Origin of the sequence: Paracoccus mangrovi (assembly GCF_042648425.1) — a bacterium.
GTDB lineage: Bacteria > Pseudomonadota > Alphaproteobacteria > Rhodobacterales > Rhodobacteraceae > Paracoccus > Paracoccus mangrovi.
Window position 1 is genome coordinate 46,770 of record NZ_JBHRXJ010000017.1, and the last position, 23,916, is coordinate 70,685.

The following is a 23,916-nucleotide window of genomic DNA, read 5'->3' on the forward strand; positions in this document are numbered from 1 at the left end:
GGGGCCGATTACACCCTCACCTTTCTATGAACCGGCGGGCGTCTTCAGGACGAAGCTGATCCTTCAGGGCCGCCCAGAGGGCATCGGCGCCGTGGCGTCGCAGATCATCGTTGAAATCGCCCTCGCGCGGCGTGAGCGATATCGCCTCGATCCCGAGATCGGCTGCTCTGGCAAGCAGGCTGTCTCTGGCGCCGTCCCCGGCCGGGTCGCGATCCCTGAGGACATAGAGCCGGCGCAGCGACGGCGGGAACAGGACGGCAGCGAGGTGAGCGGCCGAAAGCGCCGCCAGCATCGGCATGCGGGGCAGGACCTGAAAGGGCGACAGCACGGTCTCGATGCCCTCGCCGACGGCGAGCACCTCATCGGGAGTGCCGAAGCGGACACCGTGCCCGAGAAGGTCGCCCATCGCCCGTCGCGGTGTCTCGACAGCCGCCTTGCCAGAACCGTCGGGCGCGAGCCAGGTGCGATGCGCGCCGGTCTGATGGCCGGCCAGATCGGTGACGGCGGCGACGAGCGCCGGCCTGATCTCGGTGGGCGAGTGCTCGTCAGGTCTATAGTAGCACCGGGGATGGAAGCGCAGCGCGGCGGTGCCGGAGAGGGCGGTGATCGCCCGACCGTTGAGGTAGATCTCCGCGAGCGTGCCGCTGATCGGCTGCGCCATGGCGAAGAGGCGGCGCGACGCTTCAGGCGAGCCGGATGCCACGCTGGAGGTGCTGCCGGGCGGCGCCCACGGCTTTTCCGGCTCGGGACGCGGGAGAGCGAGGAAACGGCGCGCTTCCTCGGCCACGTCTTTGAAGTCGGCAAGACCAAGCGCCTCACGGATGACGTCGAGCAGGTCGCCATGCTCTCCGGTCGCAGAATCGGTCCACTTCCCTGCCGCACCCTTGCCGGAGTCCGGCCCGGTCAGGCGCACGAACATGGAGCGGCCGGGTGTGTTCAGCACGTCGCCCACGAGCCAGTATCGTCCGGCACGATTGCCGGACGATAGGTAGTGGCGGCAGACCGCCTCGGCCTCTCGGGCGAGGCGGATCGCCAGTTCGGATGCGTCGTGACGGGGCATCAGGCCGCCTCCCGCTCGCCGATCCGTTCCACCGGCCAGCGGTCGAGAACCTTGGCGAGCACGGCAGGGCCGGCGGCATCGATCGGCACGAACATGCGCAGCTTCCAGGAGATGATCTCGTGATAGAGACCATAGGCCGTGAGGCGTTGGCGCATCGTGTCGGAGAAGCCCGACAGTTCGATCCGGTTCGCTCCCATGACGCGGACCCGGCGAAGCTGGAGGCCCTCGGCAATATCGAGGATCGTCCTGCCTCCCATTAGCGCCGCGAAGGCATCCTCCGGCGTGACCGATGCGATGCCCGTTGTGGTGGCGTTCGCGGCCCAGGCCGGCGAGACCTTGCGGCCGATGATGCGCTCGCCGGCATCCGTCTGGAGCCGATAGACGCGGGTGGAGTCGTTCGGCAGCCGCTTCCAGATCGGCAGCAGCAGACCCGTCACCATATGCAGCGTGCTGTCGGCGAACTCAGGCACCTCGGCGACCTCTGCCCCCCAGGCCGAGGCGAAGACGTCGCGGTCAGCCTCGACCCAATGGGTCTCGCCCATCATCCTGACCGGCACGTTATGGGCCTCCATCGGCCGGATCAGGCGGACGCGGCGCTCGATCTCGCCATCGTCCAGCATGGTGCTGGTGGTGGGGATCTGCACCGCCGCCCGGCCGGAACGCTCGTTGACCAGAAGCTTGGCGCGCGGGTCGTCGAGTTCGGTCAGGGCCGCATCGAGCGTCACCGGCCGGTTCCGCTTGCGTTCGGTGATCGTCAACAGGCTGGTTTCCGCCCCGGTGCGGGGGTGGGTATAGATCACCTGCCGGTCGGTGACGATGAAACTCTCGGCGCGCAGGGTCTCCAGCCCGGCGTCATAGGTGCCGGACGCGATGGCGCCCTCGATGCGGGCCGTCAGCAGCCCTTCAAAGGCGGTGAAAAGGACGCCTTGAAGCTCGATGGTCAGCGCCAGCAGCCGGTTCAGGAAGGTCGTGATGCCGGGCAGTTCGTCCTTGATGCCGTTGCTGTCCATCAGCTTCAGCCCGGTCGCAGCCTCGAACCGCTCAAGGCTGCAACCCTCGACCTTGCCGCGCACCAGCAGGAGATAAAGCTGGCGCAGCGCGTCGCGCGCATAGTGCGATTCCAGATTGTCCTCGGGTCGGAACAGGCCCTGGCCGCCGGTCTGGCGCTGGCCGCGCGTGATCGCGCCCAGCGTGTCGAGGCGGCGGGCGATGGTCGACAGGAACCGTTTCTCGGCCTTCACGTTGGTCGAGATCGGCCGGAACAGGGGCGGCTGCTTCTGGTTGGTCCGGTGCGTGCGGCCGAGACCCTGAATGGCGGCATCGGCTTTCCAACCGGCTTCGAGCAGGTAGTGAACGCGCAGCCGCGTGTTCCTGGCCGAGAGCTCGGCGTGATAGGAGCGTCCGGTGCCGCCGGCGTCGCTGAACACCAGCACGCGCTTGGCGTCGTCCATGAATGCCTGGGTCTCGGCCAGATTGGCCGAACCGGCCCGGTTCTCCACCACCAGGCGTTCGATAGTGACACCGCGCTTGCGGACGATGCGGCGCGAGCGGCCCGTCACCTCGGCCACCGTGTCGGTGCCGAAATGCTGGATGATCTGGTCCAGCGCGCCGGGAACCGGCGGCAGGCTGGCGAGGCTGGCGATCATCTCGTCGCGCCGGGCGACGGCCTCGCGGCTCTCGACCGGCTGGCCGTCGCGATGGACCGGGCGCGAGGACAGGTTGCCCTCGGAATCCGTGAAGGGTTCGTAGAGCTGCACCGGGAAGGAATGGGCGAGGTAGTCCAGGACATATTCGCGCGGCGACAGGTCCATTTTCAGATCGCCCCATTCCTCGGTGGGGATCTCTGCCAGCCGCCGTTCCATCAGCGCCTCGCCGGTCGAGACGATCTGGATGACGGAAGAATGTCCCGCTTCCAGATCGGCCGTGATGGACCGGATCAGCGTCGGGGTTTTCATCGACGTCAACAGGTGCCCGAAGAACCTCTGCTTGGCGCTCTCAAAGGCCGAGCGGGCGGCGGACTTGGCCTGCCGGTTCAGCGTGCCGGACCCGCCCTCGCCGCCGGTGATGTTGGCGGCCTGCATCGCCGCATCGAGATTGTTATGGATGATGGCGAAGGCATCGGCATAGCTGTCGTAGATGCGGACCTGTTCAGGGGTCAGTTCGTGGTCGAGCAACTCGTATTCCACGCCTTTGAAGGACAGCGAGCGGGCGGTGTAGAGGCCAAGCGCCCGCAGGTCGCGCGCCAGCACCTCCATCGCCGCGACGCCGCCGGCCTCGATCGCCTCGACGAACTCCGCCCTGGTCGAGAATGGGAAATCCTCGCCGCCCCAGAGACCGAGCCGCTGCGCATAGGCGAGATTGTGGACGGTGGTGGCGCCGGTGGCCGAGACATAGACAACGCGGGCATCGGGCAGCGCGTGCTGGATGCGCAGCCCGGCACGGCCTTGCTGGCTGGCGGCGACGTCGCCGCGTTCTCCCTTGCCACCTGCGGCGTTCTGCATGGCATGCGCCTCGTCGAAAATGACGACTCCATCGAAATCGGAGCCCAACCATTCGACGATCTGCTTGACGCGGGAAACCCTTTCTCCGCGATCATCGGAGCGCAGCGTAGCATAGGTTAAAAATAGGATGCCTTCGTTGAGCGTGATGGGCTTGCCCTGCGGGAATCGCGACAGCGGCGTGACCAGCAGCCGCTCCATGCCGAGGGCCGACCAGTCGCGCTGCGCGTCCTCAAGCAGCTTGTCGGATTTGCTGATCCAGACGGCCTTGCGCCGCCCTTGCAGCCAATTGTCGAGGATGATCGCTGCCGATTCCCGGCCCTTGCCGACGCCGGTGCCGTCCCCGATCATGAAGCCCTGCCGGAAACGGATGGCGCCCGTGGCGTCCTCTGGTGCGGCCGACAGGGTGTCGAAGGTATCGTCCACCGTCCAGGCTCCGGCGAGGAATCCGCCGTGGGCCTCGCCGGCATAGATCACCGTCTCCAACTGCGCTTCGGACAGCTTGCCGAGAATACCCTCGGGCAGCACCGGCCGGTAGCTCGGCTTCGGTGGCGCGATGCTCGCCATCGAAGCGGATTGCACGAGTTGCGTCGGATGCGCCTGTGCCCCGGCGATGCGGATGGTCTGAAGCCCGTAGTCCTCATAGATCGCATCGGAGAGGCGGCCGTCCTCCGCCGGCGCCCAATCCACGGTCTCATAGGCAAGCGGCATGCCCTCCGGCTCGGCCAGCGGCGCGGCGGATGCAGGTTTCGCGGCGCGGTTGACATAGCCGCGCACGGTGCGCGGCGCGGCTGGTCGTGCCACCGGCACGGCCAGGCCGGGATCGACCGGAAGCCGGGCCGGAAGCTGATCGGCCAGCCAATCCATCAGCGTGGCGACATCCGGCGCCACACCAGGCGCTGCCGGAAACACCGCCGCATCTTCGGCCGGCAGCTTGTCGATGACGGAGAGCCGGGTCGGAACAGTCGTGCCATGCTTGGCATAGACCGATCCGTCGATGGCGGCGGAGAAACAGACGCGGCCGCGTTCCTGCAGCCGGGTCCAGGAGGCGGTCCAGGCCGGATTGTCGGGTGCGAAACTCGCCCCGGTGATGGTCACGAGCCGCCCGCCGGGCGCCAGGCGCGCCAGCGCCGAGGCGACATGGCGGAAGGCGGCCTCGGTCCTGCGGCCCACGACATTGGCCATGACCGAGAACGGCGGGTTCATCAGCACCACGGTCGGGATCAGGCCGGCATCGAAATGATCGTCGATCTGCGCGGCGTCGAACCGGGTGACGGACAGGGCCGGAAAGAGGGAAGACAAGAGACTGGCTCGCGCCTCGGCGAGTTCGTTGACGAGCAGCGTGCCCCCGGCGATCTCGGCCAGGATGGCGAGGAGCCCGGTTCCGGCCGAGGGCTCCAACACACGGTCGGCGGGCGTGATCGCCGCCGCCGTCATCGCTGCGAACCCAAGCGGGATCGGGGTCGAGAACTGCTGGAAGGTCTGGGCTTCCTCGGACCGGCGCGTATGCGTCGGCATCAGGCCAGCGATCTTGCCGAGCTGCGGCAGGATCGCCGCCGGAGACCCGGCCTTACGGAAAAGCGCATTGCCGTATTTGCGCAGGAAGAGAACGGTCGCCGCCTCGCAGGCGTCATAGGCCAGCTTCCAGGTCCAGGCGCCAGTGGCGTCGGACGCGCCGAAGGCTGCTTCCATGGCAGCGCGCAGGGCGGCGGCATCGACACGCTGGCCGTGTTCCAGATGCGGCAGCAGCAGTCCGGCCGCGGCGAAGACGCGCGATGCGGTCTCGGCGTCATGGTCGAGCGGAAGCGGCGCGGTGGCGGACGCCGCCGCGGATGCGGAAATCATGTTCATCAGGGTTCCTCGGGAGAGCGGAAAAGGACCGAGCCGCGCAGCGCTCTCTCTCGACCGCACAGGCTCCAGTCCCTTCCGGCCCCACTCTCCCTCTGAAACCGTGGCGCCGGCTGGCATGAAGCAAGCGCCCGGCCGTCAGGCGGGGCGCTTGTCGAAATCAGCCGAACCGGCGGCCGGAGGCGGTGAAGGTGTAGTCGTTGGCGATGATGCTCTCGTCGACCGCCTCGTCCGAGGTCAGGTATTCGTGTTCGCGTTCAAGCTGACGATAGAGCCAGCGGGCGAGATCGCGCAGCGCCTCGATGACGATATCCTCGGCATCGGCGGTCATGTCCTGATATGTCGGACTGTCGCGGTCGACGGAAATCGCCATGCAATATTCGTGGTGATAGCGACCGCGATGCGTTGCCTCGGCGCGAAGCTGGTAGAAATTCCGCCGCTGCACGGATTGAAGGGCGTCGGCGATGCCATGCAAGGTCGTGTCCTGTGGCGCATGGGTCCGAATCTCGGCCGAGGCGTTCTTCCGGTAGGAATAGTAGCCCTCGAAGCAGGCACCATCGCCTTGCGACCAGAAGCCTGAGAAGAAGATGCAGGGCTTCTGTCGCGATCCGCCTCCCATCACACGCACGGAACGGGTCTTGAAGTCGATGCCGAGGATCTCCGCGATCTGCTGGAAGTCCTCATAGACGGCATCATTCCAGTCGTAGCCGAAGCCGCCCTCGCAATACCACGCACGAGCCTTGTCCTTCGCCTCGTCGGAAAGCTCGGCGAGCCGATAGACGGTGGTTTCGATGACTTCAGGCATCGGGATCACCGCCATCTAGAACCTCGGCGAGCCAGCCATCGGTATAGGTCCAGGCGATCGTCTTGCCGGTGGCGAGGTCGAGAACATGCGCACCACCGCCAAAGGCGTTGACCCGAGCTTGCGAGCATGTGGTGGCATACTGGAAGCCCCATAGGCCGGTCAGGCGGAACGCGGCCGCGCAGCGTTTGATGAACTGGATCACATGCTCGGGGTCGCCGGTCTCATCATCGCGTATCCAGAGCTGGGTGCCGCCATGCTCGGGCTGGATCGACAGGAGGAATCCTTCCGAGGGAGGATCTTCGGCGGCATTTTCCTCCGACAGCGCGTTGTAGAGGTCGAGCGCGTGGGCGGCGTTTTCCGGGGTGCCTACGTCGAGCAGGCAGGAGAAATGGGTGAAATAGTTGGCCATGTCGGGCTCCTGAAACGAGAAAGCCCGGCGCGGGGCCAGGCGAGGATGTGGAAGAGGGTGTCAGGCGGCCTGCGGCAGACGCAGAAGGTCCGCGGCAGTCTCGCGCCAATAGGGATCGACCAGCCGTGCCTCGAGCAGGCTCGCGCGATAACGATGATCGCGGGCTGCCCTGTGATCAGCCCGACCGGAGGCGGCGAAGGCCAGCCCGCGCAAGCGGCTGGCTTCGGTGACGATGCGGCGGGCCTCCGCGTCTGAGGCGACCGGCTGCTGCCAGACGATGATTCCAGCCCGGACCTCTCCAGCGAGAACCAGACCGAGATCGCCGTCCTGAATGACAATGACACGCGGGCGAAAGCGCAGCGTATCATCCGTGCTGATACCAATATCGCCGTGCGCCACGCGCTGGCTGGCAAGGATCACCGCTTCTTCGACGGACGCGGACTGGCCGATGATGACCGTGCGGTCGAATTCATTGGCGCCGTCGAGGCCTTTATAACCGGCGGTGCCGATGCAGGAGAGACGAAGCGGCAGCTTCTGCGCATGGCGAAGCCGAGGCAGCACCTCGCGCGTGATGATGGCGCCGATGGCGGTAAAACCGGGCTGGTGGGAAAGGGTCATGGGGCTTGCTCCACGACGGGCGGCGGAAGCCTCTCTTCCGCCTGCAACCCGTCACGGCCAACCGGCCCGCCCTCTCACTCTTCTGGGTCGGGGTGGTTCAGCACCACGGTTCTCGGCGGCCCGCCCAGGTTCGGGCCAGCCCCTCGCTGACGAGAATGTCTCCGACATCGCGGCCCTCGACGCGGATCGCCGCCAGGGTCCGACCATAGCGGTCCGTCCCCTGGCGCAGGATTTCGACCCGCTGGCCGTTAAGTAGCCCGGCCAGCCTGATCTTCGATTGCAGCGCTAGATCGGTTTCATACGCGCATTGCCCCTCGATCTCGGGGGCGTCTATGTTGAAGATCCGGACCGCCTCGGATTGCCGCGTCGTGCCGAGCCGGATGGAATCCCCGTCCCAGACACGGATCTCGGCGGATTCGCAAGACGCCGTGCAGAGCAGGACGGAAACGACGATATGGCTGAGCATGGCGAATGGCTTTCATCTTGAAGGAGCGAAATCGGTGGGATCGCCGACGGTTCTTTCCGATGCGGGTCGAGATCGCAACGCGAACCGGCAGGCAAGCGGCAATCGGCGGCGATTGTCGGGAGAAGGCCCGGCTGCGACTGGGCGGCGGGCCGTCGGGGTGAGGCGCTTTCGCGCCTTACCCGAAGGGATCCAGTTCCAGCTTCACCATTTCCTCGTCGCCATCGAACTCATCGGCGGGCATAGCGCCATGGGTGCCGTCCCCGGCCTGAAACACAATGATCGAAACCATCAGCGTGGTGGCGAGGCTGGCGGCGAAGGCGGTGGCATCTGCATAGGACATGGGTTCCGGCTCCTGTCTTGGGAGGCAGGGGACCATCCCCCGCGCGACAGGCGCCCGAAGTGTCCGACCGGATCTGCAATCACCCTCGGGCGTTCGGGCTTGTCCCGAATCCGCGAGGGCGGCACGCGCAGCGTCAAGCCGACCCCTTGGGGTTGATTGCCAAAGAGACGGATCGGACCAGGGTTTGCGAATGGAAGCGGGGGTGGTTCTTTGCCCCTGACAGGTTGCCGGTGCCCTGTCGCAGATGCCTCGCCGTGCCAGCCTTGCGACCGCGCTGGCTTTGGGATCGTGTTCCAGGCCGGGGGCGGCATCCATTATCCGCAAATTCGAAGGGATGGCGCAATGGTGAAGCAGGGGCTGAATCCCTCGCGGCATGCGCCGCGCCCGTCAGTCCAGGTCTCGGAAATATCGCGTGCGGGGCGTCAGTCCCAGAACCCGTCGGCGATCTCGCGCGCGATCATGGCCCGGGCCTTCATCATCACATCGTCGCCGGACGTATCGATATGCCCGTAGAAGCGGGTCCGGGCACCGTGTGCGGTCCAGTCGGCATAGCGACAATATTCGCGGATATCGAGCCGGAAGGCGCGCATGTCCTCGGCCCAATGGGGTTTCGGCTCCACGATGACCGTAATGCCGCCGCGCGTTTCCTTCCAGGGGAGCGACCGCTCCGAGGGCGGATTGCGGCGGTCCTCGGCGAAGATTTCATCGGCGCTCATCATGGTGTGCCCCCGCCTTCGATATCCGGATCGAGGCTCCCGGGATCATCGGAGACCTCACCGCGGGTTTTGAGAATGCAGTTCTCTATGGTGAAGAACTCTTCGCCGTGGTCCAGCATTCGGTCGAAGTATTCCTCGCCGATCTCATCGTCCGGCGGCGCAGCGTCGCAATAAGCATTGTTCCACCATGCCTTGGCAATGGCCGTGCGCCAGCTCAGGGCATGATCTCTGTCAGCATAGACACGGACATCCATTCCGTGGGGGTGTTCGTAGATTGCGACGTGAACGGCCTGCGGCGCGGATGGGCCGGGAGCGGGTTTGGTGTCGGTCGGCATTGTCATCTCTCCTGAAATGAAACAGGCCCGCCGTCCTGCGACAGCGGGCCAGGGGAATGGTAGTGAGCGGATCGGTCAGGCCACGCGGCCCTCGACCGAACCAGCTTCCTGCACCGTGACCTCCTCGATACGTGCGCGGCTATATCCGGTCTTGCTGGCCAGCCAGGCTTCGGCAGCCTCCCTGTTTTCGGCGAGATGCAGCATCTCGATGCCGTCGCCGATGCTTTGGACAACACGGGCCTGACCGGCTTTCGGGCGCTCCTTGACCCGGAAGCGCAGGCCGGTGTCGATGTCAAAGGTGCGTCGAACGGTCAGGACGATGACGCCCCGACCGCCGTAGTCCGCGATATGCAGGGTGAAGGTGGGCGGGAAGCTGTGGCTCGCCCGCACTTGGCCGGGCCGCTTTTCGACGAGACGCCCAGAACCATTGGTATTGAGCCAGGCCGAGAGCTTTCTCCTGAAGCGATCCGGAGGCCGGGGTGTTTCGTCGAAAAATTCCACAACGCTGCCCAAGGGGGCGATATCATAGATGAGGGAAGCGGACATGATCTGTCTCCTGAAACGAGAATGGCCCGGCGCGAGGCCGGGCCTGTGAGGGATGGAAAAGCGTCGCCCTAACGGCGGGCCGCAGGAAAATGCAGCCAGTTGCGGATCTTGCAGGGGTCTTCAAACCGTTCGACGATGAAAGGCATGACACCGTGATGTTCGCGGAATGCCTTGAGTAAAATCTCGGCATCGCTGTCCTCTTCCAGCGCGAAGAGGCAACCATCCGGTGCAAAACAGGAAGAGGGCGAGATCCGCGCGGCTTTCAGGCCATAGGCGCGGTATCTCTCGGGTGTGACAAGCAGCCAGCCGTGACCCGGATCGGCGACGAAAACGACTTCGGATGCCGGGGAACGGGCCAGCGCGAAGTCGTCCCCGCCGCAACCAGGGCAGGTTCTGGGACTTCGAACCGACCGAATATCGGCACGGCATGAGGTGCAGACGAAGGGAAGCGTGACCGTCACGATAGCGGTGCGGGCGCCGGCGAACAGGGTTGAGCGGGCTTGCTGGGTCATTTCGGTGATCTCCTGGACGGGATGGGGGAACCGGCGAACTCTCTCGATCCCTCCGGTTGGGCCGCTCGTAGAGCGCGTTAATCCCAAAGGCGACGCAATGGGCGAGCAGCGCCTGACGGCTGGCCTCGTCGAGCGCGGCGAGCCAGTCCCACAGCGCATCCTCGCCAGTCGGCAGGTCGACCTTCCAGTCCTCGTGCCGCTGATCGACGGATTTTGCGTAGGGCATGTCGCCCAGATCCTTGCCCTGATCGCGGAAATAAACTTCGCGGACCGAGGCTTGCAGGCAGGCGCCCGAGGTGTTGGGGCTGTGGAAGGTATCGCGCACCAACTTATGCAGGAGCGCGGTGAAGGCGACCTGCGGGTTAGCACCAACCGCCTCGCGCAGCGCCAGCGAGCGGTGTGCGGTCAGTTCGATCATCAGCCGTTCGGGCAGCGGCTTGATGACATCTTCCTCCTCCTCGTCCTCCGGCTCGGGCGACTGGCCGCCGATAGTGATAATGGCGCCGGCATTCCCGCCCGAAGCCGCGGCGGCCTGGGGATCGCCCGCGACAGAGCCGTTTTCACCTTCACCTCCGAGCGGGGCCTCATCCTCGGGCCGGACATAGCCGCGGTCGATGAAGGCCCCGCCATCCCGGGCGATGCTGACGAAGACACCGGCACGGGCGATCTCGGCGGGATCGTAGATGACGGCACGCTTCTCGAAGGCTTCAAGCGTCGTCTCGATCTCGCCGAGGCGCTGGTCGATTTCATCGGGCAGTTCGTCAGCACCCTCATACTCAGCCTCGATCCGGTCGTACTCCTCGCGCAGCGCCTCACGAGCGGCCCGCTCCTCGTCACTCAGATCGATATAGGTGAAATCGAGCGCGCGCAGGCCGCGATCATAGCCGTAGGGCAGATCGGCATCGACGGTGATCCATTTCCAGCCCTCGGCAGCGATTTCATCAGCAACGGCCTTGAGCTTCCCGGACACCAGGCGATCGAGAAGCGCGGGATCCTGCAGCCAGCCGCCGCCATCCTGCTGGAAGAGGTCCCGCAGGATGAGACCGCCCGCCTCTTCATAAGCCTCGACGCCGACGAACAGGACCCGTCTGTCCTCGGCCGGAACCGTGGTTTCGGTTAGCAGTTTGCGGATGTGCCAAGGCTGGCGGCTGTAGGATTGCTGGATCGCCTCCCAGACCTGTTGCTGACGGGCATGGTCGGGATTGACTGTGAAGGCCATCAGCTCTTCGAGCGTCATGCCGTCCTCGGCATAGATATCGAGAAGCGCGGGGGCGACCGAAGCCAGGCGCAGGCGCTGCTTGACCACCTGGAGGGTGGTGAAGAAGGCGCTGGCGATTTCCTCCTCGGTCATCCCCTTGCTGCGCATGTCTAGGAAAGCCCTGAATTGGTCGAGAGGATGCAGTGGCACCCGCTGGGTGTTCTCGGCCAGACTGTCATCCTCGGCGAGAATGGAGGTCGAGGGATCGCGGACCACACAGGGCACCGGCGCCGTCTTGGCGAGGCGCTTCTGCTTCACCAGAAGCGCGAGGGCCTGATAACGGCGGCCCCCGGCGGGCACCTCATACATGCCGGTCTCGGCGCCTTCGGCATCCAGGACCGGGCGGACGTTGAGGCTCTGGAGAAGTGTGCCACGGCGGGCGATATCCTCCGCCAGTTCTTCTACCGAGATGCCGGCCTTGATGCGCCGGACGTTCGACTGGCTCAGCAAGAGCTTATTGAAGGGGATGTCCTCGCGCAGCACCTCGAGCCACGACGCGATGTAGTCGGCATGGCGCACGGTCGGCATGATGCCGAGCGAGGCGCAGCAGAACGCGGCGCTCATCTCGGCGATCAGCTCCTCGAAGGCGTATTTCTTCGTGCCGAAGCTGCCGGAGAAATCACGGGCCAGACGGGACGCATGGCCGGTGGCGTGACCCAGCTCATGCAGGGCCGTCCGGTGCCAGTTGATCGACTCGAAGAAGGCTTGCGGCGGCGGCACGACCACATGGTCGAGGGCCGGGACGTAATAGGCGCGATCCCCGCCGATGCGGAAGTCGATGCCGGTCGCCCTGATCAGCGTCTCGACCCTCGGCTCTATAAGGCCGGGTGGTGGGGACGGTATGGCGACAGCGATGTCCTCGGGCAGCCCGTCGCATTGCGCGGTGTTGAACACGGTGAAGCGCTTCAGGAAGGCAATCTTCCCCGGCTCTTCCCCGGTTTCGCGCGCGCGCCGCTTTTCGTCCTCGGGCGTGAAGCGGTCGGCATAGACGACGGTGGTGCCGCGCTCGCCCTTGCGGACATTGCCGCCGAGCGACTGCGCCTGACGGTAGGTGAGCCAGCCCTGTCCGGGGAAGCCGTGCTGGATAACCGCGCCCCAGAGGATCAGGATATTGATGCCGCTATAGATGCGGCCGGTGCTGGCGTTCTGCGGCAGGCCGAGAGGAGCGCCCACCGTGGCCTTGCCCCATGGCTGCGCCCAAGGGAAGCGACCGGCCTCCAGTTCGGCGATGATCTTGTCGGTGATTTCGTCATAGAGGTTCGTCCGGTCCGAGCCGGCGCTTGGGGTGCGGTCATGTCTCGACATCGCGGTTCTCCGCGACGGGCGCCGTCGGACTCTCCTCCGGCTTTCAACCCGTCACGGCAAACCCCGTCCGCACTCTCACTCTAAAGGGGGCGTTGCGGGGTCTCCCCGCAGAAGGGGGTGCGCCGGCAACGCAGTGCCGGCCAGGGGGAAGGCTTTCCCCTCAGAAAAGCTAAAACATCGATGGCAATGGGCCGGAAGTCCTTACGGAGCATCCATTGGGCTGGCCGCGCCCCGCGCTAATTCCAAACTTGGGCCCCTGTGGCACTCGCATGAAACCTTTGGCAGAAAACGCACGCAGAAAAAATTTGCAAATGCCGCAGGCTCAACGGTCAATCCTCAAAGAGACGTCCGTCAACCGCCTTTGAGAACCTGAGAAAAGCGGTAATGCTGTCAAAAATAAACCGCGCCTCGTCCATGCCAACGAGAGTCTCGTTGTCATGAGCTAAAGACTGATCATTTCGGATCGGGTTCATCGCTTCAAAAATCGAGATTGAACTCTTCACGATTCGCTCAGAAAGTGGGGTAAGGTTATGATGTTGCTGTAGTAGCTTGACATATTTCCCTACGCGAGAGTGTAACGGGTCGTCTTTGCCGCAGTCAGCGCCACCGTGCTTGCGGATCAGGGCCGCAAAGCGCTTCATACAGTAGGTGTGCAGCCTGTCCAGTGCCGTCTGCGGCTTCTTTGCGTCCAAATCTCGGCGGATAGATGCGACCAACTCTTCGAGCGTTTCATTGGGCTCGAACGCCTCAATACTCGACGTATCGATCTGGTCTGTTTGTCCCTCGAACCGGGCCACGGTCGAGTAGTAGAGTTTCCTGATCTGGTCCTCACCACGCAGAACGGCGTACGACGCCTCCGCGTCACGATACTCCCAGAGTTCCCGAAGAACCTTCGCGACCATGCCAGACGGGGCACGTTCGATGAACGAACGGAGCCTCTTCGCTTTTGAGGTCCCACGACCGTTAAAGAGTGTCGAGTTCGCGGACGGATCGATATTCACGGTCTCGAAGAAGAAATCATCAAATGTCCTGTCGCTAAAATTAAGGACATATCCGCTCTCCATCCCCAATGCCCGTTCTAAGCTCTCTCGCTCTAGACGAGGGATGAGCTGCTCATATTTTTTTCCAGACACTATCCTGCACACCCCGATTCAATAAGCTGAGAAGTGTTCTACGTGATCCTATTGCCCTGATCCACAGACTGTGTCGCGGCAAAACGAAAGGTCAGTTTCAGTATGTAGCGGTGCGACATAAATTTCCGTTTGCCCCATTCCTTCACCTGAAATCCCGCGTCCTCACCCTGATCCCGGTGCTGCGCGGATCTTGCGCCGACGAACCGTGCCGGAACTCGTCGCCTCGGCCATAAGGGAGCGGAAACGCCTCGTCCCGCTCGCCGACACTGGCCAGGTCGCGCGAAAGGTCCGCGATCCGGTGCGCCACCAGATGCACCACCTCGCCCTCGCGCTGGATGCGGCCATGGACCGCGATCATGCCGGAGGCCAGGATCACCCGGCGGAACTGCTCAAACGTCTTCTTCCAGACGACGACATTGGCGATACCGCTCTCGTCCTCCAGGGTGATGAACATCACCCCCTTGGCCGAACCGGGGCGCTGGCGCACGAGAATGATGCCTGCGGCCTCCAGCCAACGCCGGTCGCGCGACCCCATCGCCTCGGCGCAGGTGACGATCCGCCGATTGGCGAGATCGTCGCGCAGAAAGGCGACCGGATGGTGGCGCAGCGACAAGCCGGTATGGCCGTAATCCTCCACCACCTCCCGGCCCGCCGTCATCGGGCGCAGCGCGATTGTAGGCTCGGACATCTCCGCTACCATCGCCCCGTCACGTCGGGAGGCGGCGGCGAAGAGGGGCAGTTCTTCGTCGCGCAATCCCTTGATGGCCCAAAGCGCCTCGCGCCGGGCCAGCCCAAGGGCCGGAAGGAACCCATCCGCCTCCGCGATGGCGGTGAGGGCCGCGACGGGAACGCCTGCTCGCCGCCAGAGATCCTCGACCGAAACGAAGGCGTCCTCGCCGCGTGCGGCGACGATGGCGGCAGCATGGGCATTGGCAAGACCTTTGACCCTGCTCAGGCCCAGCCTGACGGCGAAGCGGCTCTCGTCGGCAGTCGGCTCCAGCGTGCAATCCCAGCGGCTGGCATTAACGCAGACCGGCCGAATCTCGATGCCATGTTCGCGGGCATCGCGCACGATCTGCGCCGGCGCATAGAAGCCCATCGGCTGGCTGTTCAGCAGGGCGGCGCAGAAGGCGTCGGGATGCCAGCACTTCAGCCAGGCGGAGGCATAGGCGACCAGAGCGAAGCTGGCGGCATGGCTTTCGGGAAAGCCGTAGGAGCCGAAGCCCTCCAACTGCCGGAAAGTGCGTTCGGCAAAATCCTGTTGGTAGCCCTTCTCCACCATGCCCGAGATCAGCTTGTCGCGGAACTTCGAGACGCCGCCGGTGTGTTTGAAGGTGGCCATGGACTTGCGCAGCATGTCGGCCTCGCCGGGGGTGAAGCCCGCACATTCGATGGCGACCCGCATGGCCTGTTCCTGGAACAACGGCACACCGAGCGTCTTGCCCAGCACCTTTTCCAGTTCGGGGGTCGGATAGACGACATCTTCCAGCCCCGCCCGCCTGCGCAGATAGGGATGGACCATATCTCCCTGAATCGGGCCGGGCCGGACGATGGCGACCTGCACAACCAGGTCGTAATAGGTCCGGGGCTTTAGCCTCGGCAGCATGGACATCTGCGCTCGGCTCTCGATCTGGAAAGTGCCTAAAGTGTCGGCCTTGCGGATCATCGCATAGGTGCGGGGATCTTCGGCCGGGATGGTGGCCAGGTCGAGGTCGACGCCCTTGTGTTCGGCGATGAGATCGAGCCCCCGGCGCATGCAGGTCAGCATGCCGAGGGCCAGCACATCGACCTTCATGAAGCGCAGCGCGTCGATATCGTCCTTGTCCCATTCGATGATCTGGCGATCCTGCATTGCCGCCGGCTCAATCGGCACCAGTTCGTCCAGGCGATCATGCGTCAGCACGAAGCCGCCGGGATGTTGCGACAGATGCCGGGGAGCCCCCAGAAGTTGGGCGGCAAGCTCCAGTGTCAGCCGCAGCCGCCGATCCTCGCTGTTCAGGTTCAGCTCGCGCAGATCATGGGCGGTGACGCCGTCGGCCCAATGGCCCAACTGACGGGACAGGGTCTGGATCAGATCTTCAGGCAACCCCAGGGCTTTGCCGACATCGCGCAAAGCCCCCTTGGCGCGATAGCGGCTGACGGTGGCTGTCAGGGCGGCGCGGTCGCGGCCGTAATTCTCATAGACCCACTGGATGACTTCCTCGCGGCGTTCATGCTCGAAATCCACATCGATATCGGGCGGCTCGCGCCGTTCCTCGGAGACGAAGCGCTCGAACAGAAGATCGTTGCGGCCGGGGTCGATGGCGGTGATGCCCAGGACGTAGCAAACGGCACTGTTGGCCGCCGACCCGCGCCCCTGGCACAAGATCCTTTGTGACCGGGCATATTGGACGATGCTGTGGACGGTGAGGAAATAGGGCGCGTAATCGAGCTTCCCGATCAGCCCTAACTCATGGTGCAGCGCCGCGACCACCTCATCCGGCACGCCTTCAGGGTAGCGGATGGCCGCGCCCTCCCAGGTCAGGCGCTCCAGCGTTTGCTGCGGCGTCAGCGCCGGATCGGGGCGTTCCTCGGGATATTGATAGCGCAGCTCGTCGAGGCTGAAGCGGCAGCGGTCGGCGATTTCCAGTGTCCGGGCCAGCGCCTCGGGCCAGCGCGCGAAGAGCCGGTGCATCTCTGCCGGAGGCTTCAGATAGCGGTCTGCATGGCGCTCGCGCCGAATGCCGAGGGCGTCGATCGTGGTGTTGTGGCGGATCGCCGTCACAACGTCCTGAAGCCTGCGGCGGGACGGTTCATGGAAGAGGACGTCATTGGTGACGATCGTCGGCACGCCGAAGCGCTGCGCCAGCATGGAGAGGTCCCAGAGCCGCATCTGGTCGTTGGGCCGCCGCCGCAGGGACAGGGCCAGATAGGCGCGGGTGCCGAAGGCATCGCGCATCCGGCGCAGCCGCAAGCCGCACTCATCGTCGGCCAGATCAGGCAACAGCACCGCGACCAGCCCCTCGCCATAGGCCACCAGGTCGGACCATTCGAGATGGCACCGCCCTTTGCCGGCCCGCCCCTTGCCGAGTGTCAGCAGGCGGCAGAGCCGGGAATAGGCTTCCCTGTCGGTGGGGTAGACCAGCAGTGACATGCCGCAGGCGAGATCGAGGCGGCAGCCCACGATGAGCCGCACCCCGGTCGCCTTCGCTGCCTCATGCGCACGCACCATCCCGGCGAGCGTATTGCGGTCCGCCACGGCCAGCGCCTCGATGCCCATCAGGGCGGCGGTGGCGAAGAGTTCCTCGGGTGAGGAGGCCCCGCGCAGGAAGGAGAAATGGCTGGTCACCTGAAGCTCTGCATAGCGGGGGGCGCTCATCCGAACACCCCATGCAGGAACCAGCGATGCGAGCCGGTGGCGGCATCCTCGCCATCGCCGGCGCGGAAGATCCAGAAGCGCTCGCCGGCCTCATCCTCGATGCGGAAATAGTCGCGCACGGCGGCCAGTTCGGCGTCGCGTTTCCACCACTCCCCGAAGATTCGCTCAGGACCGTCGGCCCGCCGGACGCGGCGGCGAATGCCGCGCCAGGAGATCCAGTTCGGCGGATGGTCGGGCAACAGCGCCATGGTCTCAATCGGCTCGGGCCGCAGCAGCAGGCGCGCGGGGCGCGGCCAGTGATCAGGCCAGCCCGCGCCGGTGTCCTCGGCCAGCGCCGGGATGCGGCAAACCGAGCGTTCGGGCACGTCGCTGGCGACGGGAGCGAAACGATAGACTGCCCGCGCGCCTACCCGATTGGCGAGCGTGTCGATCAGGCCGGACAGATCGGGCTCAGCCGCCTCGATCAGGCTGCTTGCCACCTGTTTCGCGGCCAGGGGCTCGGCAATTGTCGCCGCCAGGGACATGATTTCGATGCCAAGGCCGGGGTCGATGGTTTCGATCTTGTCGCAGAGCAGCCGGGTCAGGCGTTTTGGGTCGCGCACCGGCCGGGCAAGACCGATGCGGACGGTTTCCATGCGATTGTCGACGCGCTGGCAGAGGAGATCGAGGCGGCGCGCGCCGAGCCCGCGTTGCTCCAGGGCGGCACAAAGAGCATCGACCAGCTTTCCGATATAGCGGGCGATGGTTTCGGCAGCGGCGATGGGTTCTGCGAAACTGCGCCGCGACTCGATCATATCCTCGGGCCGGAGGGGGATGATCGGCTCGGCGGCCTCGCCAAGCGCCTGATCCAGCCTGCGGCAGAGTTCCGGCCCGAAGCGCCGGGTCAACGGTGCGCGCGGCTGACCGATCAGGTCGCCGATGCGGGCGAAACCCAGATCGCGCAGCCCGGCCGAGATCGAGGGCGAAAGGCGCAGCGCTTCGAGCGGCAGCGGCGAGAGGCGGACCTCGGTCGTGCCCGATGCTGCGATCAGCGAGGGATCGGCAGCATAGCGCGCCAGCGCATGCGCGGAGCCCCACGTGTCCGCCAGGGCGGCGCGGGCAGTAATCCCCGAGAAGGTGAGGCGCCCGACGAGGGCATCCAGCATGGCCGCCTCGCCGCCGTGTAGGTGATCTGCGCCGGTGGAGTCGATGACGATCCCCTCCAGGCCATCGACGGCGACGATCGGGCTGAATCGTTGCAAGACCCACAACACCAGGCGTTCGAGGCTTTCCGCATCGGCCTGCGGGTCGGCGGGTTCGATCACCAGCCCCGGCACCAGCGCCTGCGCCTTGGTGACGGGCATGCCGACATGCAGGCCGAGGGCCTGCGCGGCGGCATCGGCTGCCGTCACCACCCGGCGATTGCGGTCCCTGCCCGCAATGATCAGCGGCGCGTCAGCCGGCGGCGCTGCGTCGCCAGTCTTCCGCCGCAGCCGGTCCACCGGCCAAGTCGGCAGGAAGACCGAGATGACCCGAGCCATCGCATGCCTCCAGTTCGATATCGAGGGATTCGCCTGCCCGCGCCCGGACCAGCTCGATCAGCCAGCGCGCACGGGCCACGCCGGGCACCGGCTGGGTGGCGGAGGGCAGCACCGAGACGCGCCAGCGCGTCATCGCGGCCGTCGGCTGCCCGAAATCGCTGGCCTCCGATTGCCGCCGCCAGCGACGGAGGGCGATGGCGATGGTGCCCGATTCCTTGGCGGCCAGATGCAGCCGCCGCGAGGCGGTCATCGGTAGCCGGGCAATATCGCCGACCACCGCGCCCAGCCCTTCATAGCGCAGACCTTCCTCCATACAGGCCAGGACCGACTTGTCGTCGCCGGCCTCGACATGGATCACCCGGTCTGGCGGCAGGCCAGCCTGTTCGAGGCCCGGCGCGAAGAGATCCTGCTGCGCCACGCACCACAGAACCTTGCCCTGGGTTCGCGCCGCGATGCCCGCAACGAAACAGGCCGCCGCCGCACCGTCCACTGCGCCATTGCCGCCGCCCGCCACCTCATGCAGGCAGCCGAGCGCCAGCCCGCCACCGGGCAGCCTGCGATCGAGCTGGGGGATGCCAAAGGGAAGAGCCTCATGCCGGCGCGCGCCGTCGCCTTCAAGCTGTGCAATGCGCGTGCGAAGCGCCGTAATGGCAGAACTGGTGGCGCGCTCGTGCATCGGGAAGGTCGGCTCCGGGTCTTTCCAAGGGCAAATCCTGCTGCTATGTTCTCTATCTGTTCCGAGATGGTGCGAGAGTCAATGCAAGTCGGCGAAGATGTGACCGGAAGCCACCGCGGACCTTCTGCGCTATGATCGGCGTAAAAGCGGAGAAGCGGTTTTGTGTAATCTCTACAACATCACGACCAACCAGCAGGCGATCAGGGATTTCGTGACGCTGACCCTTGACAGCCTGGGCAATCTGGAACCCTCGCTCGACGTCTATCCCGACCGGCCCGCGCCAGTGGTGCGCAACATCGGGGGCGGACGCGAGCTCGCCGCACTGACCTGGGGCATGCCGACGCCGGCCGAACATCTCAAGACACCGGACGCCCCGGATACTGGCGTCACCAATGTGCGCAAGACCTGGATCAGGCACTGGCAACAATGGCTCGGCGTCGCAAACCGCTGCGTGGTCCCCGCGACGGCATTTTCAGAATATGGCCAGACCCCCGATCCGGTGACGAAGCGTAAACCGCTCTACTGGTTCGGGTTGGACGAGACGCAGCCCCTCTTCTTCTTCGCGGGGATCTGGACGCAATGGGAGGGCACTCGTGGCTCGAACCGCACGCCGCGGCCGGGCACCCATGACCTTTTCGCCTTTCTCACCACCGACGCCAACGATGTCGTCAAGCCGATCCATCCCAAAGCCATGCCGGTGGTCCTGACCAGCCGGGAAGAGGTGGAAATCTGGCTGACCGCCGATTGGCACGAGGCCAAGGCCCTGCAACGTCCACTGTCCTCGGACCTGCTTGAGATCATCGAGGCACCGGCCGGTCGGGTAGGCTGATATCGCGTCATGCCGGAACCGTGGGACCAGCCAGAGGGAGCAGTTGAATCAGGCGGCAGGGTTCGCAGGATTCTGCATATCGATATGGACGCCTTCTATGCCTCGGTCGAGCAGCGCGATAACCCCGAGCTTCGCGGCAAGCCCGTCGCAGTCGGCGGTTCGGCCGCGCGCGGCGTGGTCGCCGCCGCCAGTTACGAGGCGCGTGTCTTCGGTGTGCGCTCGGCCATGCCCTCGGTCACGGCGAAGCGGCGCTGCCCGGACCTGATCTTCGTGAAGCCGCGCTTCGAGGTCTATCGGGCCGTGTCCAACCAGATCCGCGAGGTCTTCGCTGAGCATACAGACCTGATCGAGCCGCTGTCGCTGGACGAAGCCTATCTGGATGTGACGGAAAACAAACGAGGCATCCCCGTTGCAACGGAGATCGCACAGATTATCCGCGCCCGGATCAAGGAGGTGACGGACCTCAACGCCTCGGCCGGGATCAGCTATTGCAAGTTCCTCGCCAAGATGGCGAGCGATCTGAACAAGCCCAATGGCCAGGCGGTGATCACGCCCTCGGGGGGACCGCAATTCGTGGCCGAGCTGCCGGTCAAGAAATTCCATGGCGTCGGCCCGGCCACGGCGGCAAAGATGGAGCGGCTGGGCATCCTCACCGGCGCGGACCTGCGCAAGAAGTCGGCGGAGTTCCTGCGCGAGCATTTCGGGAAGTCCGGAGACTGGTATTACCGGATTTCGCGCGGCATCGACAATCGCCCGGTGGAACCCCACCGGGAGCGCAAATCCATCGGCGCCGAGGACACGTTCTCGGAGGATATCTTCGCCCTCAATCCGGCGAAGGCCGAGATCGAGGCGCTGGCAACCAAGGTCTGGCGTAGTTGCGAGGCGAAGGACTTGACCGGCCGCACCGTGACGCTGAAGGTGAAATACGCCGATTTCCAGCAGATCACCCGCAGCCGGACGATCGGCCGAAGCGTGCGCGACGCCGGGGAGTTGGCCGGCATCGCCTCGATATTGCTGGAGCGATTGTTTCCCGTCGAAAAGGGCATACGCCTCCTCGGCGTCACGCTATCCTCGCTGGAGGCGCAGGGAGAGGAACCAGCCGTCATGCAACTCAGCCTCGGACTGCCGGGCTTGTCGTTTGCAGACACAGAGACACGTCGGAGCATCGTTGGTCCGCAAACACCGAGCAACAGCTTGCCGAAATCGTGGAGCTGATCGCGCCGCAAGGCCATTTCGCCGTGATAGATGACCCGGCCGCGCTCGATATCAATCCGCTCAAGCGCAAAAGCGCGTCGGTGCATTTGGCGTTCATGTTCACGGGCTCGATGTCCGGCATCGCCGATATTGCGGAACCGGGGACGTTGCTGAACGACCTCTCGCGTGTGGTCGATGAGGGCGCAAGCCGCACACTGGCGGAATACTTCAGACCGATCAATGCGACGAACCTTAAGCGTGCATGCCCTGATCGAAAGCGGCAAGGCCAAAGGCAAGATCGCGTCGGAGGGTTTTAGGAGCGACGGGATACCGAGGGCGTGGCGGAATGCGCCGCCGCCCTCGGCCTGTGTCCCCAACGCTGCAGCTTCACGAGACTGAGGACACTTGATTTGTTGCCGACGTCGGCCACCGTCAAGCGGCAAGGGGCTGCTTTTCGTCGCTGGGGAGATCGTCATTACCTGCGGCCTTCTGGAGGAACCGCGCCAGCGATGCTTTGCGGGAGTCGCGATCAAGGGCATAGGTGGTTTGCTTGAACTCTATGCCGTCGAGAAGACCTTGGATGTAGCCCGCGATGGTATCGGCCGCCATGATGAGAGCAGTATCGAGTGTGTGGATGTAGTTGCTCGTGACCGAACCCTTAGCATGTCCGACAAGGGCCGCGATGGTAATCTCCGTAAAGCCAAGATCATTCGCCACGCTGGCGAAGCTGTGGCGAAGGACGTGCGGCGTAACATCGGCGAGCGGCGAGTTTTCGAAGATCTTTTTCCAATGGTTTGGGAAGCTGCCGAACGCCTTATCCTCGTCACGGCCGGGAAAGACAAAGCTGCCGGCACGCAACTTGGCACGCTCTTCCAAATACTCCACGACAGGTAGCCCGATGGGCCGAATCGAATAGCCTTCCTTACTGTCTTCAAGCCGCAGACAACTGGCCTGGCCGTCGACCTCGCTCCAACGTAGCCCGATCATCTCGGATCGGCGGCAGCCCGTCATAGTGATCTGACGGATGATCTCGACCGTCATCGCGTGATTCTCGCTCTGAGCCGCGTCACGCAACATGGCACCAAGTAGTCGATACTCCGCTTCGGACAGCCTACGCTTGCGGACATTATCTTTCGGCTTCTTGATGCCATGCGCCGGATTTCGGTCTATGATCCCGGCGTCGATAGCGTAGGTGAGTATACCGCCAAGCAGCCCAACGGCTCGGGCGGCAGTCCCGGGACCACCCCGGACAATCGCCTTGCCCCTGAGCTTGTTGGTTTTGACAGAGACCCGAGTTTTGCCCGCCATGACATCTTTAAGAAGTTTGTTGACGTCGGACTTGGTCAAGTCATTCACACGGCGACTGCCCAAAATCGGGACGATGTGTCGATTGATCCGGCCGGTATCGGTCACCATCGTGCTGTGTTTCTTCGGACGACCGCCTTTCCCCATGATCAGGCCGGCGTTCATGTCATTCAGGTAGAGGGTGCAAAGCTCCTTAACTGTGATTGCCTTGCGGTCGAGCTGCTTTTCCTCTGCCGGGTTTTCGCCACGCGCGATCCGGCCGAGTTGGACTTTCGCCTCTTGGCGGGCAAGTTCCGGCGTCCAGACGCCATGCAGTCCGATAGTGTAGCGCCGCGACCGACCTCCTTGGCGATACTGAATAACATAGCTGCGCTTACCTGATGTAAAGACGCGGAGCCCGAAACCGGGTAGTTCATCGTCCCAGATCACGTAATCACTGACGCGGCTTTCAGCAGCGTCCACAACCCGTTTTGTCAGCTTAGCCATGGACTTCCTCCGTCACATGCATGAACACCCGCGTAAGCACCACGTAAGCAGCAGGGCGAAAACCGTGGCGAACAGAAGGATAGGCTTGTCGGCGAAGGAAATCAAATTCCTTTTTATTTACAGTAAGATAGCGCAGCATAGCGTGCTCCTTTCGGTAATCGACGGAGCTAGTCGTAATCCCTCCGAAGGCAGAGGCCAGAGGTTCGAATCCTCTCGGGTGCGCCATTTTTATTCAAAACTGTGAACATCGCTGATTTTCAGCTCGGAGCGGTGGCCATCGTTTTCAGCAATGGCGACTTTGCCCCATGATGCGAACTCGTTATCGGCAACCTCGACCAGACATACCGCAGGTCATCCTACCGCCGAACGTCATAAAGGGCGGATTGCTGCCGTTCGCTGCGCAGGCCCCGAACGGCAGCAATGCGAAGCGGAACAGATTGGTCTTCTTGAAGAGATCACATCAGCCGCCGCGGTGTCGGCCGGGCGGTTATCTTCTCTAATCGGCTGGTGAAGCAATGAAAGCTGACTTCAGGACGCCTTCTCTTAACATGCGGTCTGAGGCTACAACCTTTCCGACAAGGCAATTCAAATTGACTGCCGCAAACCGACATTCTCCAAGTGGCCTGCCGCTTGACTTCAAGATCGCCTGATTTTGCTCGCTGGGCAAGCGTTTTTCGCCCCGAGCGGTGTCTGTCGTCG

20 protein-coding genes and 2 pseudogenes are annotated in these 23,916 nt (G+C 64.4%); 3 read left to right on the forward strand and 19 right to left on the reverse strand.

Annotated features, from left to right (window positions below):
• Nucleotides 1-16: 16 nt before the first annotated feature.
• The 16 genes and pseudogenes from ACFOMH_RS17670 to ACFOMH_RS17745 all read right to left on the reverse strand — a co-directional run bounded on the left by ACFOMH_RS17670 (nt 17) and on the right by ACFOMH_RS17745 (nt 19,403).
• The gene (locus ACFOMH_RS17670) at nt 17-1,060 is read right to left on the reverse strand and encodes a DUF7146 domain-containing protein (RefSeq protein ID WP_377746135.1); all 1,044 of its coding nucleotides are present in this window, start codon (nt 1,058-1,060) and stop codon (nt 17-19) included.
• Nucleotides 1,060-5,409 carry a strawberry notch-like NTP hydrolase domain-containing protein gene (locus tag ACFOMH_RS17675; protein ID WP_377746136.1) on the reverse strand — a complete coding sequence of 1,450 codons (4,350 nt, stop codon included), beginning with the start codon at nt 5,407-5,409 and terminating at the stop codon, nt 1,060-1,062. The genes ACFOMH_RS17670 and ACFOMH_RS17675 overlap by 1 nt, the downstream gene beginning before the upstream one ends.
• 157 nt (nt 5,410-5,566) lie before the next feature.
• Nucleotides 5,567-6,211 (reverse strand): antitoxin of toxin-antitoxin stability system, encoded by a 645-nt coding sequence (locus ACFOMH_RS17680; protein WP_272020342.1) that lies wholly within the window; start codon nt 6,209-6,211, stop codon nt 5,567-5,569.
• A complete protein-coding gene (locus tag ACFOMH_RS17685) occupies nt 6,204-6,620 on the reverse strand; it encodes a hypothetical protein (RefSeq protein WP_272020341.1) in 417 nt (138 codons plus the stop codon). Before ACFOMH_RS17685 ends, ACFOMH_RS17680 begins: the two co-directional genes overlap by 8 nt.
• 60 nt (nt 6,621-6,680) lie before the next feature.
• A complete protein-coding gene (locus tag ACFOMH_RS17690) occupies nt 6,681-7,238 on the reverse strand; it encodes a hypothetical protein (RefSeq protein ID WP_272020340.1) in 558 nt (185 codons plus the stop codon).
• A gap of 97 nt (nt 7,239-7,335) precedes the next feature.
• Nucleotides 7,336-7,704, reverse strand: a complete 369-nt coding sequence (locus tag ACFOMH_RS17695) for a thermonuclease family protein (protein ID WP_272020339.1) — start codon at nt 7,702-7,704, stop codon at nt 7,336-7,338.
• 175 nt (nt 7,705-7,879) lie between these two features.
• Nucleotides 7,880-8,044, reverse strand: a complete 165-nt coding sequence (locus ACFOMH_RS17700; protein WP_170152199.1) for a hypothetical protein — start codon at nt 8,042-8,044, stop codon at nt 7,880-7,882.
• A gap of 422 nt (nt 8,045-8,466) precedes the next feature.
• Complete coding sequence (locus ACFOMH_RS17705) at nt 8,467-8,763, reverse strand: hypothetical protein (RefSeq protein ID WP_272020338.1); 297 nt, start codon at nt 8,761-8,763, stop codon at nt 8,467-8,469.
• The gene (locus ACFOMH_RS17710) at nt 8,760-9,095 is read right to left on the reverse strand and encodes a hypothetical protein (protein ID WP_272020337.1); all 336 of its coding nucleotides are present in this window, start codon (nt 9,093-9,095) and stop codon (nt 8,760-8,762) included. The genes ACFOMH_RS17705 and ACFOMH_RS17710 overlap by 4 nt, the downstream gene beginning before the upstream one ends.
• 75 nt (nt 9,096-9,170) lie before the next feature.
• Complete coding sequence (locus ACFOMH_RS17715) at nt 9,171-9,641, reverse strand: hypothetical protein (protein WP_272020336.1); 471 nt, start codon at nt 9,639-9,641, stop codon at nt 9,171-9,173.
• 567 nt (nt 9,642-10,208) lie between these two features.
• Nucleotides 10,209-11,939 (reverse strand): annotated as a pseudogene (locus tag ACFOMH_RS17720) (DNA-binding protein); the annotation flags it as partial.
• Nucleotides 11,940-12,716: pseudogene (locus ACFOMH_RS17725) on the reverse strand (ArdC family protein); the annotation flags it as partial.
• Nucleotides 12,717-13,045: 329 nt separating this feature from the next.
• Nucleotides 13,046-13,780, reverse strand: a complete 735-nt coding sequence (locus ACFOMH_RS17730) for an abortive infection family protein (RefSeq protein ID WP_272020330.1) — start codon at nt 13,778-13,780, stop codon at nt 13,046-13,048.
• Nucleotides 13,781-13,991: 211 nt separating this feature from the next.
• On the reverse strand, nt 13,992-17,207 hold the full coding sequence (locus ACFOMH_RS17735) for an error-prone DNA polymerase (protein ID WP_377746138.1): 3,216 nt from the start codon (nt 17,205-17,207) through the stop codon (nt 13,992-13,994).
• Nucleotides 17,204-18,727: a Y-family DNA polymerase gene (locus ACFOMH_RS17740; protein ID WP_377746140.1), complete on the reverse strand. Its 1,524-nt coding sequence runs from the start codon at nt 18,725-18,727 to the stop codon at nt 17,204-17,206. The genes ACFOMH_RS17735 and ACFOMH_RS17740 overlap by 4 nt, the downstream gene beginning before the upstream one ends.
• Nucleotides 18,642-19,403 carry an ImuA family protein gene (locus ACFOMH_RS17745; protein WP_272020326.1) on the reverse strand — a complete coding sequence of 254 codons (762 nt, stop codon included), beginning with the start codon at nt 19,401-19,403 and terminating at the stop codon, nt 18,642-18,644. The genes ACFOMH_RS17740 and ACFOMH_RS17745 overlap by 86 nt, the downstream gene beginning before the upstream one ends.
• A 160-nt stretch (nt 19,404-19,563) precedes the next feature.
• On the opposite strand from ACFOMH_RS17745, the gene ACFOMH_RS17750 reads away from it, so the two are divergent.
• The 3 genes from ACFOMH_RS17750 to ACFOMH_RS17760 are packed head-to-tail and all read left to right on the forward strand — an operon-like array spanning nt 19,564 to nt 21,743.
• Entirely contained in the window at nt 19,564-20,232 is a 669-nt protein-coding gene (locus ACFOMH_RS17750) for an SOS response-associated peptidase (RefSeq protein WP_272020325.1), read from the forward strand.
• Between the two features lie 9 nt (nt 20,233-20,241).
• Complete coding sequence (dinB, locus tag ACFOMH_RS17755) at nt 20,242-21,447, forward strand: DNA polymerase IV (RefSeq protein WP_272020324.1); 1,206 nt, start codon at nt 20,242-20,244, stop codon at nt 21,445-21,447.
• Nucleotides 21,438-21,743 carry a hypothetical protein gene (locus ACFOMH_RS17760; RefSeq protein ID WP_272020323.1) on the forward strand — a complete coding sequence of 102 codons (306 nt, stop codon included), beginning with the start codon at nt 21,438-21,440 and terminating at the stop codon, nt 21,741-21,743. Before dinB ends, ACFOMH_RS17760 begins: the two co-directional genes overlap by 10 nt.
• A 115-nt stretch (nt 21,744-21,858) precedes the next feature.
• Here ACFOMH_RS17760 and ACFOMH_RS17765 read toward each other — a convergent pair whose 3' ends face one another.
• The 3 genes from ACFOMH_RS17765 to ACFOMH_RS17775 form a co-directional block, all read right to left on the reverse strand.
• The gene (locus tag ACFOMH_RS17765) at nt 21,859-23,217 is read right to left on the reverse strand and encodes a tyrosine-type recombinase/integrase (RefSeq protein ID WP_272020322.1); all 1,359 of its coding nucleotides are present in this window, start codon (nt 23,215-23,217) and stop codon (nt 21,859-21,861) included.
• Nucleotides 23,210-23,356, reverse strand: a complete 147-nt coding sequence (locus tag ACFOMH_RS17770; RefSeq protein ID WP_272020321.1) for a hypothetical protein — start codon at nt 23,354-23,356, stop codon at nt 23,210-23,212. The genes ACFOMH_RS17765 and ACFOMH_RS17770 overlap by 8 nt, the downstream gene beginning before the upstream one ends.
• 357 nt (nt 23,357-23,713) lie before the next feature.
• The coding region (locus tag ACFOMH_RS17775) for a hypothetical protein (RefSeq protein WP_377746144.1) at nt 23,714-23,916 on the reverse strand (203 nt) is incomplete at its 5' end.